General features: G+C 50.5%; 17 protein-coding genes, 3 pseudogenes and 2 riboswitches. Of the genes and pseudogenes, 9 read left to right on the top strand and 11 right to left on the bottom strand.

Annotation, left to right across the window (positions count from 1 at the left end; translation table 11 throughout):
- Nucleotides 1–2: 2 nt before the first annotated feature.
- The 4 genes from L1889_RS06285 to pbpG all read right to left on the bottom strand — a co-directional run bounded on the left by L1889_RS06285 (nt 3) and on the right by pbpG (nt 2,425).
- Nucleotides 3–458: a PaaI family thioesterase gene (locus tag L1889_RS06285; RefSeq protein ID WP_238664408.1), complete on the bottom strand. Its 456-nt coding sequence runs from the start codon at nt 456–458 to the stop codon at nt 3–5.
- Complete coding sequence (locus tag L1889_RS06280) at nt 458–922, bottom strand: GatB/YqeY domain-containing protein (protein WP_238664407.1); 465 nt, start codon at nt 920–922, stop codon at nt 458–460. The genes L1889_RS06285 and L1889_RS06280 overlap by 1 nt, the downstream gene beginning before the upstream one ends.
- Nucleotides 923–1,023: 101 nt before the next feature.
- Nucleotides 1,024–1,482 carry a carboxypeptidase-like regulatory domain-containing protein gene (locus L1889_RS06275; RefSeq protein ID WP_238664406.1) on the bottom strand — a complete coding sequence of 153 codons (459 nt, stop codon included), beginning with the start codon at nt 1,480–1,482 and terminating at the stop codon, nt 1,024–1,026.
- 16 nt (nt 1,483–1,498) lie between these two features.
- Nucleotides 1,499–2,425, bottom strand: coding sequence for a D-alanyl-D-alanine endopeptidase (pbpG, locus tag L1889_RS06270; protein WP_238664405.1), 927 nt, complete (start codon nt 2,423–2,425; stop codon nt 1,499–1,501).
- A gap of 387 nt (nt 2,426–2,812) precedes the next feature.
- On the opposite strand from pbpG, the gene L1889_RS06265 reads away from it, so the two are divergent.
- On the top strand, nt 2,813–3,163 hold the full coding sequence (locus L1889_RS06265; RefSeq protein WP_238664404.1) for a flagellar protein FlhE: 351 nt from the start codon (nt 2,813–2,815) through the stop codon (nt 3,161–3,163).
- 97 nt (nt 3,164–3,260) lie between these two features.
- Here L1889_RS06265 and L1889_RS18740 read toward each other — a convergent pair whose 3' ends face one another.
- Together L1889_RS18740 and L1889_RS18735 are read right to left on the bottom strand one after the other, a co-directional pair.
- Nucleotides 3,261–3,878 (bottom strand): SLC5/6 family protein, encoded by a 618-nt coding sequence (locus tag L1889_RS18740; protein ID WP_308217604.1) that lies wholly within the window; start codon nt 3,876–3,878, stop codon nt 3,261–3,263.
- Nucleotides 3,879–3,901: 23 nt separating this feature from the next.
- Nucleotides 3,902–4,723 carry a sodium:solute symporter family transporter gene (locus L1889_RS18735; RefSeq protein ID WP_308217603.1) on the bottom strand — a complete coding sequence of 274 codons (822 nt, stop codon included), beginning with the start codon at nt 4,721–4,723 and terminating at the stop codon, nt 3,902–3,904.
- Nucleotides 4,724–4,792: 69 nt separating this feature from the next.
- Nucleotides 4,793–4,902, bottom strand: a riboswitch (TPP riboswitch).
- Between the two features lie 79 nt (nt 4,903–4,981).
- Nucleotides 4,982–5,078: riboswitch (TPP riboswitch) on the top strand.
- A gap of 47 nt (nt 5,079–5,125) precedes the next feature.
- Here L1889_RS18735 and L1889_RS06255 point away from each other — a divergent pair.
- Nucleotides 5,126–5,905, top strand: a complete 780-nt coding sequence (locus L1889_RS06255; protein WP_238664403.1) for a 3-oxoacyl-ACP reductase — start codon at nt 5,126–5,128, stop codon at nt 5,903–5,905.
- The gene (locus L1889_RS06250) at nt 5,905–7,095 is read left to right on the top strand and encodes an LLM class flavin-dependent oxidoreductase (RefSeq protein ID WP_238664402.1); all 1,191 of its coding nucleotides are present in this window, start codon (nt 5,905–5,907) and stop codon (nt 7,093–7,095) included. The genes L1889_RS06255 and L1889_RS06250 overlap by 1 nt, the downstream gene beginning before the upstream one ends.
- A gap of 93 nt (nt 7,096–7,188) precedes the next feature.
- Here the strand turns inward: L1889_RS06250 and mgtE are convergent, their stop codons facing one another.
- Together mgtE and L1889_RS06240 are read right to left on the bottom strand one after the other, a co-directional pair.
- Complete coding sequence (gene mgtE, locus L1889_RS06245; RefSeq protein ID WP_238664401.1) at nt 7,189–8,535, bottom strand: magnesium transporter; 1,347 nt, start codon at nt 8,533–8,535, stop codon at nt 7,189–7,191.
- 586 nt (nt 8,536–9,121) lie between these two features.
- Entirely contained in the window at nt 9,122–10,075 is a 954-nt protein-coding gene (locus tag L1889_RS06240) for an NAD(P)-dependent oxidoreductase (protein ID WP_238664400.1), read from the bottom strand.
- A 406-nt stretch (nt 10,076–10,481) separates the two neighbouring features.
- On the opposite strand from L1889_RS06240, the gene L1889_RS06235 reads away from it, so the two are divergent.
- Complete coding sequence (locus tag L1889_RS06235; RefSeq protein WP_238664399.1) at nt 10,482–10,727, top strand: type II toxin-antitoxin system Phd/YefM family antitoxin; 246 nt, start codon at nt 10,482–10,484, stop codon at nt 10,725–10,727.
- On the top strand, nt 10,724–10,987 hold the full coding sequence (locus L1889_RS06230; RefSeq protein WP_238664398.1) for a Txe/YoeB family addiction module toxin: 264 nt from the start codon (nt 10,724–10,726) through the stop codon (nt 10,985–10,987). The genes L1889_RS06235 and L1889_RS06230 overlap by 4 nt, the downstream gene beginning before the upstream one ends.
- A gap of 78 nt (nt 10,988–11,065) precedes the next feature.
- On the opposite strand, the gene L1889_RS06225 is transcribed toward L1889_RS06230, so the two are convergent.
- Complete coding sequence (locus L1889_RS06225; protein WP_238664397.1) at nt 11,066–11,806, bottom strand: SH3 domain-containing protein; 741 nt, start codon at nt 11,804–11,806, stop codon at nt 11,066–11,068.
- Nucleotides 11,807–11,954: 148 nt separating this feature from the next.
- On the opposite strand from L1889_RS06225, the gene L1889_RS06220 reads away from it, so the two are divergent.
- Complete coding sequence (locus L1889_RS06220; RefSeq protein WP_238664396.1) at nt 11,955–12,182, top strand: hypothetical protein; 228 nt, start codon at nt 11,955–11,957, stop codon at nt 12,180–12,182.
- On the top strand, nt 12,179–12,448 hold the full coding sequence (locus tag L1889_RS06215) for a hypothetical protein (protein WP_238664395.1): 270 nt from the start codon (nt 12,179–12,181) through the stop codon (nt 12,446–12,448). Before L1889_RS06220 ends, L1889_RS06215 begins: the two co-directional genes overlap by 4 nt.
- 264 nt (nt 12,449–12,712) lie before the next feature.
- Here L1889_RS06215 and L1889_RS19110 read toward each other — a convergent pair.
- Nucleotides 12,713–12,892, bottom strand: a pseudogene (locus L1889_RS19110) (integrase arm-type DNA-binding domain-containing protein); the annotation flags it as partial.
- Between the two features lie 277 nt (nt 12,893–13,169).
- Nucleotides 13,170–14,095 (bottom strand): annotated as a pseudogene (locus L1889_RS06210) (YicC/YloC family endoribonuclease).
- A gap of 111 nt (nt 14,096–14,206) precedes the next feature.
- On the opposite strand from L1889_RS06210, the gene L1889_RS06205 reads away from it, so the two are divergent.
- A complete protein-coding gene (locus tag L1889_RS06205) occupies nt 14,207–15,319 on the top strand; it encodes a metallophosphoesterase family protein (RefSeq protein WP_238664394.1) in 1,113 nt (370 codons plus the stop codon).
- 8 nt (nt 15,320–15,327) lie between these two features.
- Nucleotides 15,328–15,462, top strand: a pseudogene (locus L1889_RS19105) (AAA family ATPase); the annotation flags it as partial.
- Between the last annotated feature and the right edge of the window lie 104 nt (nt 15,463–15,566).

Genomic DNA, 15,566 nt, shown 5'->3' with positions numbered 1-15,566 from the left:
TCCTACACCCTGGAGCCCTCGCCACGACGGCGTACGACCTTGAAGCTTGCCGTGGCAGTTGCTACCAGGCGTTTCTTGGGGTCATGTGCCTGGGCCATGCAATGGGCGATGTCGTCAACAATGCTCAGGCAGCGTGCGGTCAATGTAATGTCACCGCGCGCAGGGCTGAGAAATTGCGAACTCATTTCGATGGTCGCCATGCCCGAGTCAGGTATCTTGACTCGGGCCGCAGCGCCTAGTGTGTAGTCGAGCGCACTCATGAGCGCTCCCCCATGTACATCGCCCCGACTATTTATATTGGCGTCTGACCAGAGCAATAAGGTGGTCGCTCCGGTTTCGTCAGCCTGAATCGACTGTAAGCCAATAGTATTCATAAACGGGATATGCAATCCAAAATGATCACCGCGTAACGGCAGGGTGACTGTGGCTGCATCGCTGGAAAAACAGGACTCGCTCATTACTTGGATGAGAGCTTCTCTTTAACGGTTTTGGATATCTCGGCCATGTCTGCACGACCGGCCAGATTTTGGCGCACGCTGGCCATTACCTGACCCATGATGGCGGGGCCGGTTATGCCTTTTTCGATGGCCTGGGAGATAGCAGCCTCGATGGCGGCGTGTACCGCTTGCTCACTGGCCTGCTCGGGAAGGTAGTGTTGCAGTACATCAATCTCGTTTTGTTCTTGTGCAGCGCTTTCTGTACGTCCCGCCTTTTCGAAAGCTGTGATAGATTCACGGCGCTGTTTAACCTGTTTTTCGATGATTGCTAAAATTTCAGCATCGTCCAGTTCGCGTTGCACTTCAATTTCACGTGTCTTGATAGCGGCCTGAAGCAGACGCAAGGTGTTCAAACGCACACTTTCCCGGGCGCGCATGGCAGATTTTACATCGTCGACAAGAGTGGCTTTTAAGGTTTGGCTCATGATTGATCCGTTTTGGACTGTGAAAACTCTATTTTATGCCACACATGGCGTCTGGTGATGTTAGCGGCGGAGTGCCGTTTCAAAAAGACGTGACCGTAGTGCTAATAGGCTCCGGAAGGGGCCTCCCATCGGATATCCAGTGCCGTAGGGTTTTCGCTGATCGTGACGTCGTGTGACTGGGTTTTGCCCAGGTAAGTGCTGTGTACGCTGTAGTTGCCGACAGGAAGCTGAATGAAGCAATAGGGACCATCGCTGGTGATGTTGAGCAAGGTCTGATCGTTGTCGTCTCGGATGACGACCTGAACGTCTGATACAAAAGCCGCATGTCCGCCGTCGCTTGCCACTGAGAAGTTGAGGCTGAGCGGGTAATTTGCGCGCACCCGTCTGAATGCGGCGACTTCGTCGCTGCCTATACCGCCGGTAACAACCACCATAGAGCCGTGATACTGAGGAGGCGGCATTGCCGTAGTGGTGTCGGCCAGCGCAGGCAGGCTGGCGCCAAGGCAAAGTAGAAGCAGGGATCGTGAAATAACAGGGCGCAGAAGTGAAGTTTTTGTCATGGCAGTCAGCCGTACCTTAAAGCATTGCCAATTGATGGCTGTTCTCAACCAGGCTGCGCAGCCGTACAGCATCTCCAATACGTGAGTATCGTCCTTGTGCATTTAACAACACAATGGCGACATCACGACCATCGATTTTCGTCAGCATCACCAGGCATTCGCCCGCTTCATTGATGAAGCCAGTCTTGGAAATCTGTATATTCCACTTATCGTTTTGAACCAGCCTGTTGGTGTTGTTGAACACGAGCTGACGGCCTTTACGCGGCTGCACCGAGTATTGTTCGCTGGTGGTGTAGCGATGAATTAATGGCTGGGCCGCAGTCGCCTGCAGCAATTTAACCAGATCTTTAGGACTGGACACATTTTCGCTTGATAACCCGGTGGGTTCTACAAAATGTGTTTGTCGCATGCCTAAAGCCCGTGCCTTGTCATTCATTGCACGAATAAAAGTTGCCTGGCCACCGGGGTAATGACGGCCCAGTGCGCTAGCTGCACGGTTCTCTGACGACATAAGAGCCAGATGAAGCATGTCAGCGCGTGAGAGCCTGGAGCCAACGCTCAGGCGCGAACTGGAGTTTTTGAGCCTGTCTATGTCAGCGCTGCTGACTTCCAGGACCTCGTCCATATCTTGACCAGCCTCGGCGACGACCAGGGCAGTCATCAGTTTGGTAATTGACGCAATTGGACGCACCTCTGTGCTGTTCTTTTCATACAATACCGTTGCGCTTTCAAGATCTTGTACATAAGCGATCTCTGAGCGCAGCGAGGCACGTAGTTCAGTCGTTTTGAAAGCAGGGCTATGGTCGCGGCTTGGCAGGCTTACCGGATGCAGGTTTTTTTGAAATACAATATGCGGGCTACGATAAACGGTGCGGCTAAGCGCTTCGACAGCGGCACTTTCGGCCAGGCTGGAAGGCACTATCAGCAGCGATGCGCTGATCACTGTTAACAGGCGAGTTATCGGGCGGCGCGATTGACGCAGAATGGCGATAGTATGTTTTTTATACGTTTCATGGCCGACTTATAAGTGTGTTCTTGGTGCCATGAATATTATCAGAAATTCGCAGTTAAATTAGGAAGTTACAACGAATACTTGAAAATAAGTTTAAGTTTGCCCATGGTTGTTTCATAGTGTGGAAATGACTGTTTTTACACACAGTGCTGTGACTAGGGGTTAGCCCTGGTTCGGCACCCTTTCTATTTTAAACCGGCCTGATAGGGTAATGCCGTGTCTATTTTTTTAGGTGTATTTTCGATGCGATTCAGCCTTAGACTTATTAGCCTAGCCATCGCTTGTAGCACGACGCTATTTTGGGCCTGCGGGGCGGCCATGGCTTCAGAATCATGGGTGAAATCTCAGGCCAGTCCAGGCATTACGCGGTTGAATGATGCTGTCAGTTATAAGATTGAGCCACCCAATGAGTGGGTTAGCAATACGAATCCAATTAAACGGGTTGATGCGCATCTGCAATACCAAAGCGACGCAACAGTAATTAGTCAGTTGTGTCTGGCCAATAGCTACCGCTGTGTGACCTTGAGCGGCAGCAGCTTTACTACCGATGTATTTAACGGTGAGCCTGGCAATTCAGAGTTTTTGCTGGTCCATACAGTGACGCGATGGAACGGATCCCTGCCCACGCTGTTTATTAAAAGCTCGATATCGGTCTGGTCGGGTCATTGAAACGAAAAAAGACGTAGGGCTGTAAAGCCCTACGTCTAAAAAGGTGGTGTACTAAAATTCGCTTTTGCGCCCTTAAGCAACCACCTTGCCACAACGGTTAAGACTGCGCTGCTGTCGAATTGTGATCAATACTGCGAATCTTAGAACTTAAGCTGCTTAAGTCGTAATTCGAACCACCAGAATAAAAACGATGCAGTAAAAAGGTCACAACAACTGGAACCACTGCAGCGAGTACAAACGATTCAAGTAAAAAATCCAGCGCGGCGTTGGGAGCAGGAAATAAATACAGGCCTGCTACCAGCCCGCTAACGGTACTAATTGTAGCAGTGGAACCGCTAAGCCGTGGGCTGAACAGGCCGTAGAATACCGGAAAAGCTGCTGCGGCGCACAAAAGGTCGGCTAATAGAAACAGATATAGCACGCTGTAGCCTTGAGATGAGGCCACCAGCACTGGGATTGCCAGAAGTAGCACTAGCCACTTTGATAACTTTTTAAGCGTTTTGCGTTCAGTCAATGGACGTAATCGATGGACATCAATCGCGATAATGCTTGAGACCGCACTGATCGCGGTGTCTGCGCTGCTCATTACCAGGGCGAGACCCAGCGGGATGAGAGCCACAGCAAACCAGCCTGGAACGGCCGGCATGATGACGCTAAACAGCGCAACTGAACTGTCTCCTTCCGGCGTGAAGGCGACGAATGCCAGTCCGAACAAGCCCATTACAAAGATAAAGGGGGCTACCAGTAACCCCCAAGCAGAAAGCCCCGACGCATGGAGGGGATGTCTTTGGCTGAATAGACACGCTGCCAGTTGCCTTGATGAAAGAGTCCAGTCAATAAAATAGCGACAAAAAACGTCAATCCGGCCTTGATTCCAATCGGGTCGCTTAAATTTAACAACTGAGGGGCACTCAGTTCCAGAGCGTTGACTGCCGGCCTCAGCCCTCCAATGGCTTGCCACCCGAAAGCAACCAGCACAACAAGAAGAGGCACGATCACAAGCATTTGTACCTTGTCAGTGAAGATGCTTGCCTTCAGGCCGCCATATGAGGTGTAGATAAGAGTGGCGCCCAGAACGATCAGCGACGTTACCCATAGCGGAATCGGTGCAATCAGGGTGACCAGCTTGGCGATAGCGGTGATCTCGGCAGTCAGTGCGATGAACATGTAGAACATCATGATGACTAAGGTGAGTGCATACATCGGTTTGCCGTAGCGTGTAAGTACGAACTCAGTCAGCGTGTGTCCCTCGGGGATGAGGGTGCGCATGCGTTGACCGAGGGGAATCATGGCAATTCGAGGTGACATCGAACCCACCGCATAACCAATGACTGCGGCGAGGCCTCCCCAGGTTGCTGCCTGTGCTGGAGAAAACAATATCCAGGCCCCCAGGGATGAGGCCAGGAGTGTCAGTACGGTGGCTGTGGAACTTTGGCTATTACGGGCAATAATGAAGTCCTCGAGACTGTCATTCGACCGTCTCGAGTACATGACACCGGCTGCGGCAAAGATGGCGGCAAAGGCGATCAGCCAGGCTAGGGTGGTTGTGCTGCTTAACAAGAGGCTCTCCCTGAAACGGTAATCCAGTAAGTGGAAAGACCGAGCAGGCAGGCGAATGCGGAGGACGTGGCTAGATGGATCTTCCTTCCCTTCGCCGGCATTACCCGGATCAGGTTCTAAGGGTTACGGCATAAATACCGAATCTCAGCCTAGTAACAAAGGCTCCCCCAGGAACAAGGGCTAGATTAGGACAGTGTGAGGGCTAAGTCAAACGCATGGACCCGATTTAGTTTGTACCGCCGCTTTATGCTACTCTTGGCTTTCGACACGGGGTGTCCCGCAAAGTGGGACTGAGACTACACCCGTACTACCTGAACCAGATCATACTGGCGTAGGGATGTCTGGCTGTCTAACATGGTTAGCGCGGCATTGCCCCTACGCTCTAACACTGAGGCAATGTGCATGGCAGCGTCATCTATTTTTCCCTTGAATCAACAATTGGTCCTGGTCACCGGAGGTTCCCGCGGGCTCGGTGCCGAACTGGTGAGCGCTTTTCTGGCCCAGGGCGCAAAGGTTGTGATTAATTATTTTAATAACGCCGAAGCGGCCATTAAACTGGCTCAAAAGCACGGGGATCGGGCTATTGCCATCCGGGCCGATGTCAGCGATCCGGCACAAGTGGGCGCCCTGGTTGAACAGGCTGCACGCCACTTTGGCCAGCCTGTCAGCACAGTCGTCAATAACGCTTTGCCAGCCTTTTCCTTTAACGGTGATGAGCGACCTCATGCTGATACGGTTACCTGGGGCAATCTGCAGCAGCAGTTGCATGGCATTCTGGGCGGGGCGCTTCATACGACTCAGGCCTGCTTGCCAGGGATGGAAACCATTGGCTTTGGCCGTATTATCAATATAGGGACCAATCTTTTTCAAAACCCGGTGGTGCCTTATCACGATTACACGGCAGCTAAAGCTGCACTGCTTTCGCTGACACGCACGCTGTCCAATGATCTTGGGCCAAAGGGGATTACCGTCAACATGATCTCAGGCGGGCTGCTGCGTACCACAGATGCCTCGTCGGCCACGCCGGAGGCAGTTTTCGACCTGATTGCCGCGAGTACGCCATTGCGCCGTGTGACTACGCCAGCTGAATTTGCTGATACGGCGCTGTTTTTTGCAAGCCCCTGGGCACGCTCTGTTACCGGGCAGAATCTCGTGGTAGATGGTGGATTGGTGAAGAACTAATGAAGCAGATGCATATAAACCTGTTTATCTATGGCTGCGGTCATCATCGTGCTGCCTGGCGTCACCCTGATTCTCAGGTCGAACGCCTCGGCGACATTCGCTACTTTCAAGATCTTGCCAGACTGGCCGAGCGCGGAAAGCTAGATGCCGTGTTTTTCGCGGACGGGCAGTCAGCAGATACTGTGTCGGATGGGCCTCGCTGGTTTCTGGAGCCATTGACGATGCTGTCGGCAATGGCGGTAGCGACCGAAAAGATAGGCTTGATCAGCACGGTCTCAAGCACCTTCTATACCCCCTTTCATGCTGCACGAATGCTGGCTTCGCTTGATCATATTTCGGAAGGGCGCATGGGCTGGAATGTGGTGACTTCCATGTTTGATGCTGAAGCCCGCAATCATGGTTATGAAAGCATGCCGGATCATCAGTGGCGCTACGGACGAGCCGGGGAGTTTATTGAGGTGGTCAAGCGCCTGTGGGATTCCTGGCAGGATGACGCCCTGAAGATAGACCGCGAAGGCGATTATGCCGATGTGACGAAGGTGCTTCCCCTTCACCATCAGGGGGAGCATTTTCTGGTGGATGGTCCGCTGACGGTACCTCGTTCGCCTCAAGGCCATCCCGTGCTATTTCAGGCTGGGGCGTCAGAGCAGGGCCGCCAGCTTGCCTCGGCTGTGTCCGAGGCGATCTATGCGGTGGCCTACGACCTGCCCGCAGCGCAGTCTTATTATCGCGATATAAAGCGGCGTGTACGCGAGGCGAATCGGCACGTTGAGGTTCCCATCATGCCTGGTCTGGTGACCTATGTGGGGTCTACACACCAAGAGGCCCTTGCCAAGCAAAAGGAACTCGATGAGCTTTTGCCGGCAGAAACCTCATTACGCCAGTTAGGCCAGTTTATTGCTCAGGATTGCATGGACTGGGACCTGGACGCGCCTGTGCCGGCTTTGCCGCCCCTGGACGAGTTTACCGGGCCTAAAGGGCGCTATGGCACGATTTTACGAATAATCCAAACCGAGAATCCCACTGTACGTCAGTTGTTGGGCCGGTTGGCAGCAGGGGGCGGGCACTGCACCATGGTGGGTACGCCTGAAGCGATTGCCGACCAAATGGAATTCTGGTTTAGAAATGAAGGTGCAGATGGTTTTAACCTGATGCCCCCGCTTTGCCCGGCAGTATTGAAGACTTTGTAGAGCAGGTGATACCCCTGCTTCAAAAGCGAGGGCTGTTCAGAAAGGAATACGCCGGGAATACACTACGCGATCACTTGGGCCTGACTCGCCCCCTTAGTTCAAACCCAAAATAGCGTTAGCAATACTAAAGTAAATGATCACGCCCGAAGCGTCGCAGATGGACGTGATCAACGGCGCGCTGGCTGAGGCAGGATCCAGCTTTAAGCGGGTAAATACAAAGGGAAGGGACATGCCGATAAGGCTTCCCACCATGACGATAAGCACCATGGTGAGCGCTAGTATCAGCGCTATTTCAGGCCCGCCTCTCCATAAGCCAATCATCGACACCGCTGCTGCCATGGTCAGGCCGAGCAAGAGTGCCACTGAGGACTCTTTCAGTATTAACTGAAACCAGTCTTTCAATTTGACTTCGCCTGTGGCCAAGGCACGAACCATTAAGGTGGAGCTTTGCGACCCTGCATTACCGCCGCTATCAATAAGCAAAGGCAAGAAGAAAACCAGGGCAACTGCGCCTTGAATTAACTCTTCGAAGTGGGCAATACCGGCGCCCGAGAACAGGTTTCCAAAGACCAGAACTACAAGCCAGCCCACACGTGATCGGTAAAGCAAGCTGATGCTGGCGTCTTTCAGGGACTCCGCAAGATTTCCCACTGCCCCGAACCGGCGCTGGTCGTCGGCGCTTTCTGCATCGTCAACGTCACGCGCATCATCATGGGTGACGATTCCCACCATCTCTCCATTGCTATCGATAATGGGCAACGCCAGCAAGTCGTAATGAGAGATACGGGTAGCCGCCTCGATTTGAGGGGCGGAGGCCTGGGCATGGATCACCTCGGTCACCATCAAGTCGGCGATCAGGGCGTTCGGCAGCGCTACGAGCAGTTGCCGTAATGAGATCGTGCCGATAAGGTGCCGATTGTCGTCCAGTACATAACATTGATAGATTGTTTCCGCATCCGGCGCAACCAGGCGTACGTGTTCTAATGCCTCCGCTGCCATCATGTTGGCGTTGAGGGTTACGTAGGCTGATGTCATGACAGCCCCTACACTCCCTTCAGGAAAACTTGCTAGCTTACGGATGTCTTCACGTTCTGCATGGGCGATTCCAGGCAAGATAAGTGCGCGAGCGTCCTCGGGAAGCCGGTTATAAAGATCCGCGCGTCTGTCGTGATCCATATGGGTCAGAAGCAGGCTGATCTCTTCGCGGCTCATGCGCTGCGACATCATGACCTGCAGCGGCACTTTAAGGTAGGCAAATATATGGGGCAGGCGTGCAATGGGACACAGCCGGAACAAGCCCAGGCTCATATCTGCATCAAACTGGTTCAGCAGTGCAGCAATATCCTGACTAGGCAGGGTCTCAAGTAATGCGGAGGCCTTGCTCCAGCTGCGATCGGCAACGAGCTGCCGAAGCAGAACCAGGTTTTCATCAAGATTCATATCAGCTCCTAACGTTCAGATTAAGGGGGCTGATTTCAATAATAGAAGGGCGTGCACGGCTAGTGCGCACCTGACGAGGACATGATACCGATGCCTAAAGCGTCCGGAGAGGCCTTGGGCTAAGCGACTTACAGGCAGAAAAAGCAGATTGATGTGTGCAGAGTTGCACAAAGAACCGCATACAAGAATAGAACGCGGCCGAATGTTGCGACAGCGTCCTAAATAATACTTGTCAGCCTAAGCCGCTTAGTAATACCTGGATCAGGGTCCACGAACATTCTCCTGTTGTTGAAATCGGAGAGAACTATAACACAGCTATTATGGCAGGACGAGTCCAGAGCCATTAACACCCATTAAAGGGTGTTGCCCATGGGGGCTAATGACTTTTTTGTTGCAGAGCTTGCACTCACTGCTAAAGTGCAACAAGCCTAGCAGCTACATAACGAAGGAAGGGGCACGTTGTCACGCGAGGCTACGAGTTCGGACAATGCTAAATCACAGACAGTAGCACAAAGCTTTTGCCAACCTTCTTTTCTTATAAAAATAAAATAAATCTATCATAACGATAGGTTTGTTTTTAGTTTATTTAAATAATTATATTTTCTTGCTCGCCTTTTTCCCATTTAATAATGTTATTAAATGTGATTTTGGCTCTTCTTATCATGGCTTCGTCTGTTGCAAATCCAATATGGGGAACAAGAACAGTATTTGGAGCATCTAAAATAGGGCAGTCTGCGGGAATTGGCGGTTCTATATCTACTCTATCTAAACCGGCACCAGCGATTGTCCCATTATGCAGTGCTTCTGCCAATGCATTGTTATCAACAATGGGTCCTACAGCTGTATTGATTAAAAATGAGCTGGTTTTCATTAATGCTAGCTTGTTTTTATCAATTAAGCCTTTGGTCTCATCTGTTAGTGGCATATGAATTGTAATAATATCACTAGCCTCTAAGACTTCATCTAATGATTTATATTCCACACCTTTATTTATCAGTTCTGGGTTTTCACTTCGGTTATAAGCAATGACGTGACAGCCAAAAGCTAAACCTAATTCAGCTACGGCGCCACCAATATCTCCAGTACCTAAGACTCCCAATGTTTTACCTTTTAAATCAGTCTGCCTGTAGCCCTGCTTTGTACCTCCTTCTCTGACGATTTTCTCTAAAGGTACAACACTACGCAACAGTGCAATGATTAATCCAAAAGTAAGCTCGGCGACAGAATTAGTGCTGTAACCGGCAGCATTTGAGACCTTGATTCCTTTTTCTTTACACTTATCTAGATCAATATGATCATAGCCAGTAAAGGCTACTGAAATATATTTCAATTTTTCCGCAACATCGATTACTTCAGAACTCAACGGAATATTAGCAAGCACTAAAATTTCTGCATCTTTTATTCTTGATTTAAGGGTCTCATTATCTGTTTTTCCATCGCCATAGAAAACTAGCTCATGACCATTATCTATTAAAGGCTTTGATATTGTATTGAACTCTTTATCATTAATTCCTAAGGGTTCTAATATTACAATTTTCATTTTTTCCTCTATGTTTATGATTATATGTACTGGTCTAATGGAGTTGAGTACTTTAATTAAAAATAATAACTGTCAAAAATTAGCGTGCCAAGCTTAATACTAACAAGAAGTAGTGAACTTGCTGTTAGCGCAGGATTGTACACTATGACTGAAGTTGATAAATCTTTGAAAATCTTGTACTTATTGGGTTTATAGGGCTTGATGATATCAGTAACATCACTCAATATTCTGTGGCGGCCAGGCCTAGACCGCAGGCTAATAGAGTGCGTCCAGAGAGTTTGACTAAGACGCTCGGGATCAATACCCGTTCAGGTGGCTTTCGTTCGTTGTTTAGGAAGGGTTAGTATCAGGGACTTGATTTCACGTACGTAATAGCGTACTGTTTAGATGCATTTGGAGAACTGCCATGACTACAACCATAACTGCAACTGAAGCGCGGGCAAACCTGTACCGCCTCATTGACCAAACCGCCGAGTCTCATCAGCCGATTCGAATAGCTGGCAAACGTACAAGCGCCGTGCTGATCTCGGAAACCGATTGGGATGCCATCCAGGAGACGCTGTATCTGACCTCTGTGCCTGGTATGCGTGAATCCATTAAAGAGGGAATGGCAGAGCCCCTGGAAAAGAGTGCTAAGGAACTGGACTGGTGACTTGGCAAATCGTGTTTGCAAAAGCAGCGCTCAAGGATGCGAAAAAGGTTGCTGCGGCTGGTTTCAAGCCCAAAGTGCAAACGCTGATTGCGATCCTGGAGATTGACCCGTTCCAGAATCCACCGCCTTTCGAAAAATTGGTCGGTGATCTTTCCGGGGCCTATTCCCGCCGTATCAATATTCAGCATCGGTTGGTGTACGAAGTGTTCATCCAGGAACGTGTCGTCCGTATCTTGAGAATGTGGACGCACTACGAATAGTGAACCTAATAGATTGAGCGGTTACCCGCTCCGTGTAGCACCTTCTCAGTCCAGGTTAACGCAAACCAGTTAACCACCTCAATCAAGCAGTCGGATACGCGAAATGTGCATATATCCCACCTTGCCTTGGGCAGTTCTTACCTGCCACCAATTGCCATCTTGCATATAGGTAAAAAACTGTTCGCCTTGTACAACACGGGCCACGTTCTGGCTTTTTGCACTTTTCTGGCTACGCATGTTGGTATAGCCGTCTGGGTCATCAATGATCGCCAGATTGGTAAAGCCTGCTGGTAGAGTAGGGCGGGCTTCTTGTGCAGGAGCATAGGTCTGGTTTTCCAACGAAAATGCCTGAGACTCCGTTAGGCAGGGGTTGGCAGGATGATCCAGGGGCAGTAGTTCTTCACTTAGCCCCTTGGTAGGAAAGCGGACCTCGTAGCCGTCGGCACGAACAAAAAGGTTATTTGCTTTTAATAGCGCAGGCCAAAAAGACTGTACGAAATTATTTTCACAAGCCCTGCAAGAGGTGTTGAAGGGATCGTCAAACTCCACACCATCAATGACGAACTTGATTTCTATGCTGTCTTTGGGTGAGTTGTAATCAAACCCTCGCGTTATCATTTGAGCACTAGCTGACTTAGCACGTCCATGTGGACACCAGATGGCGAGGCTATTTCCATTTCCATCATCAACATGATATTCCGTCGTTCCCTGGCCATATCCACTGGACCATTCGTAGGTGGCCGCCAGTGCTGCTAGCGGGGAAATGGCTATGAGTAGCCCCTGAAAAACCTGTGTTTGCAAACGTATGAATCTCTCCATTCAGTAGGGTGTCCTGGCATGTTACATGTGGGCATCTATTGTTTCGAGTGGTAGGTTTTTCAGTGGAGTGTGGCTGAACTACTCTTCAATCGCAAGCTGTCTTTTATAGGTGGTGAAAATCGACGGGCCAAATGATACGATCTGCAACATGGACATTAAAAAACTATCACTTCATGACCTGCTAACGCTTCATACCGATGCTATAACTGAGCTTCGGCATCGTGGCGTGCTTAGAACCAAAAACAATCCCACTGGTGACTACGCAGAATGGTTGGTTTCTAAAGCTTTGGGATTGACATTGGCAAGCAACTCGTCGGCAGATTACGATGCAGTCTCGGAATCAGGGAAAAAATACAAATCAAAGCGCGCCGAGTGACGCCTGATAATAAATCACGGCAGTTAAGCGTACTGCGTAATTTGGACGCTCAAGGCTTTGACGAATTGGTCGTTGTGATTTTTAACGAGCATTACCATGTGGAAGATGCGTATTCGATCCCCCACAGTGTCGCTACCGAATACGCCTCTTATAGATCGCACGTCAATGGCCACATATTGCATGCTCGTGGTGCCTTATTGAGTGATTCACGTGTGCAAGACATTTCTGCTGCGGTGCGTGCAGTAGCAATTGCTCATGCAAACTGAACGGTCTGTGACTTATGGGCTGTAGTCTGTTCTCAAGCTTTGCTACTCAGCTAACTATTGGTGTCATAGAGCAGAGCATCGTTAGCAATAGTCGGTCTATTGCTTTCTGCGATGTTTCTTAGAATTTGCCTAATGTCACGCCTCGTTACTGCTATTGGTTGCATTTGGCCTATCACGGGGGCGATGTCTTTGGTGTAAACGCTTAGAGGGATATGGTGATGCTTAAGGCGTTTTATGTTGCCTTCATGCCAGTCAGTAAAGAGATCATCTACTGTATCCATAGGGCCGTATATGGCTCTTTTTTGCTACTAACGGATCAAGGCCTTCACGTAGTTGCTTCATCTTAAGTGCTGCTTCTGCACGCGCGTTAGCTAAGGCTAGGTCATCTATGAAGCCTAGCGTCATTTGTTTACGCTTTCCGTTGGAGGTGAAGCGTAGCGCCCAAAACGCGCGCCCCTGCTAGGTACTACAAGGTAAAGACCATTGCCATCGGCGAAGTGTCCAAGCTTGCCCCGGAGCTTTGCGCTAACTTCCTTGCTTGTAAGTACTGACATAGAAACCTTACTCCAAATGTACCCACCACTGATTAACGCAGATTGTGCTATGTACTCACCGATTTTTTCTTGACTTGGGTGGGTGTTGGTAGAGTTATATGGAGTAAGGGTTTCTTTAATCTATTGAATTTATTGAAGTAATAGACCTTAATCGAACTCGGTAGACATCACTCAATATTCTGCGCCTGCTCACGCATCTGTTCAATCATGAGCTTTAAGTCTATGGCGGCTTCAGTCACACTGAGTGCGCCGGCTTTAGAGCCCAGGGTATTGGCTTCACGGTTCATCTCTTGGAATAAAAAGTCCAGGCGTTTACCACTGCTGCCTTTGCGCGCGCTTTTTTATCGCTAGTGGCTTCGGCAGCGAGTATGTGGTCAAGCTCTTTGACATGCGATCGCAGTCGGGTGAGTTCTTCAGCTACATCGATACGCATTGAAAACAGAGAGGCTTCCTGAGCTATGCGGGCCGAGAGCTCTTCTCCGCTGATCAAGTCAAAGCCTTCAGGGCTGATGCCCATCAGGGCCTCATGCAGCCGCTCGCTGATCTTTTGCTGCTGGTCTATCAGAATTTGCGGCATGTGTGTTTCAACGCGTGTGGCGATGTTGTCAACTTCAGCGGCGATTTCCAGCATGTTGTCCGCAAGACGTTTTCCTTCACGCTGGCGAGAAGCTTGAAGTTCGTTTAGAGCCAGATCAAAAGCTTCGATGCAAAGCGCCTGCCACGCATCAAGATCAGCTTGCGTAGCCTCTTGATGGTGAGCACTGCTTAATTCGCTTAATCGAGGGGCGGGGACATCTGGGATAATGCTTCGGGCTAAGGCAAGGTCATCAGCGATACGTTGCAGAAACTCCGCCTGCAGCGGCTGCTGCTGGTTTTGCATCTTTTTGGTGAAGCTTAGGCGCAGCTCGACTTTGCCGCGTTGCAGCCTGGTTGTCAGCCGCTCGCGCAACGCGCTTTCTACAAAGCGCATTTCTTCTGGAATGCGAAGAGTTAAATCCAGATACCGATTGTTTACACTGCGCAAATCAACGCTGATGGTGCCCAGGTCGGATTCGGCGCGGGCGTTGCCGAAGGCCGTCATGCTGCGGATCATAAGTTGCTACCGTTTAAGTCAGAGAATTGCTTAATTGTAGCCCCTAGTCTGACGCTAGCGATCCTGCATGTTCTAATGGCATAAAGCTGTTATATAAATCTCAGGGTATCCATGCTGAAACTGTTACATACCGCCGATTGGCAGATAGGCAGAGTCTATTCTCGCTTTGAACCAGAAGATGCTTACGCTTTGCAGGAAGCGCGCTTTACTGCAGTTGAAGGCTTGGCTCAACTTGCACAAGACCGGGGTGTTTCAGCCGTTCTGGTTGCGGGCGACGTGTTTGATAGCCAAAGCCTTTCCGAGCGCACCGTAAGACGGATGTTTAATGCGCTTGAGGCCTTTGACGGCGACTGGATTTTTATTTCAGGCAACCACGATGCTCTTCTTGCCGAGGGCGTGTGGCAGTTTGCCAAGCGTTTAAAACTGCTCTCGGAGCGGGTTCACCTGCTGGAAGAGGCCTCAGTCAGCTGTTTTGACCCCTACCGACTGGCGGTGTTGCCTGCGCCATTGACTCAACGGCATACGGTTCATGATCTGACGCAATGGTTTGATGAGGCGTTTACGCCGAAGGGCTACTACCGTATCGGCATGGCTCATGGCAGCGTACAGGGTGTGCTGAGCGACGAAGCAAGCCGTACGAACCCTATTGCTGCCGGACGAGCAATGCAAGCCGGGCTTGATTATCTGGCCTTGGGGGACTGGCACGGAATGAAGCAAATCGACGAACGTACCTGGTATAGCGGTACGCCAGAGCCAGACCGGTTTCGTAATAATGACGCTGGCTGTGCATTAATTGTGTCGATAGACCAGCCCGGCGCTGTGCCCCACGTTGAACGGGTGCAAACATATCAGTTTCGCTGGGAACAGCACAGTCATGCCATTGAGGTCGACAGCGATATACATCAGCTGGCGACGTTGCTGCATCAGTTTGGGTCCCAGACGGTCCTGGAGCTGACGTTGAGCGGGCGTATCAGCCTGGAGCAGCAGCGCCAGTGCATGGCTCTGATTAATGAGAAACAGGCACGTCTGCGCAGTCTGCAGGTACACACCGATGAGCTATTGCTAGTCCCCAGCGCCGAGGATATTGCGGCTTTGAATGTGGATGGGTACGTTGCACAGGTACTGGATCAGCTTCGCAGCGAAAGCGAAGAGGGCCAGGCCATTTCAAGCCGGGCCTTGGTCGAGCTGGCCTCCATTCTTGACCTTGTTCAACGACCTGCCTGAGAGTCACCATGAAGCTGCGCCGATTATATCTTTCACAATTTAAGCAGTTTGTGGATCCCTTCGAGCTCAAAGAGCTGGACGATGGTCTGGTTGTCATTACCGGGCCTAACGAGGCGGGAAAAAGCACCTTGTCCCTTGCGTTGCGATCTGCTTTTTTGAGCGGCATAACACTTCTACCGTCGAATCCTTCAGACCTTACGGTGATAGTTCCGCGAGGCCTGAAGTTCATGTTGAGTTCGAAGTTAAG

This window comes from Paenalcaligenes niemegkensis, assembly GCF_022230885.1.
Taxonomy (GTDB): Bacteria; Pseudomonadota; Gammaproteobacteria; order Burkholderiales; family Burkholderiaceae_B; genus Paenalcaligenes; species Paenalcaligenes niemegkensis.
This window is presented reverse-complemented; position numbering and strand designations above follow the sequence as displayed.

What these genes read in the sequence shown, in the direction of transcription:
- L1889_RS06285 (WP_238664408.1), bottom strand. Translation starts at nt 458, where the DNA reads ATGAGCGAGTCCTGTTTTTCCAGCGATGCAGCCACAGTCACCCTGCCG.
- L1889_RS06280 (WP_238664407.1), bottom strand. Translation starts at nt 922, where the DNA reads ATGAGCCAAACCTTAAAAGCCACTCTTGTCGACGATGTAAAATCTGCC.
- L1889_RS06275 (WP_238664406.1), bottom strand. Translation starts at nt 1,482, where the DNA reads ATGACAAAAACTTCACTTCTGCGCCCTGTTATTTCACGATCCCTGCTT.
- L1889_RS06265 (WP_238664404.1), top strand. Translation starts at nt 2,813, where the DNA reads ATGGCTTCAGAATCATGGGTGAAATCTCAGGCCAGTCCAGGCATTACG.
- L1889_RS06255 (WP_238664403.1), top strand. Translation starts at nt 5,126, where the DNA reads ATGGCAGCGTCATCTATTTTTCCCTTGAATCAACAATTGGTCCTGGTC.
- L1889_RS06250 (WP_238664402.1), top strand. Translation starts at nt 5,905, where the DNA reads ATGAAGCAGATGCATATAAACCTGTTTATCTATGGCTGCGGTCATCAT.
- mgtE (WP_238664401.1), bottom strand. Translation starts at nt 8,535, where the DNA reads ATGAATCTTGATGAAAACCTGGTTCTGCTTCGGCAGCTCGTTGCCGAT.
- L1889_RS06240 (WP_238664400.1), bottom strand. Translation starts at nt 10,075, where the DNA reads ATGAAAATTGTAATATTAGAACCCTTAGGAATTAATGATAAAGAGTTC.
- L1889_RS06235 (WP_238664399.1), top strand. Translation starts at nt 10,482, where the DNA reads ATGACTACAACCATAACTGCAACTGAAGCGCGGGCAAACCTGTACCGC.
- L1889_RS06225 (WP_238664397.1), bottom strand. Translation starts at nt 11,806, where the DNA reads ATGGAGAGATTCATACGTTTGCAAACACAGGTTTTTCAGGGGCTACTC.
- L1889_RS06220 (WP_238664396.1), top strand. Translation starts at nt 11,955, where the DNA reads ATGGACATTAAAAAACTATCACTTCATGACCTGCTAACGCTTCATACC.
- L1889_RS06205 (WP_238664394.1), top strand. Translation starts at nt 14,207, where the DNA reads ATGCTGAAACTGTTACATACCGCCGATTGGCAGATAGGCAGAGTCTAT.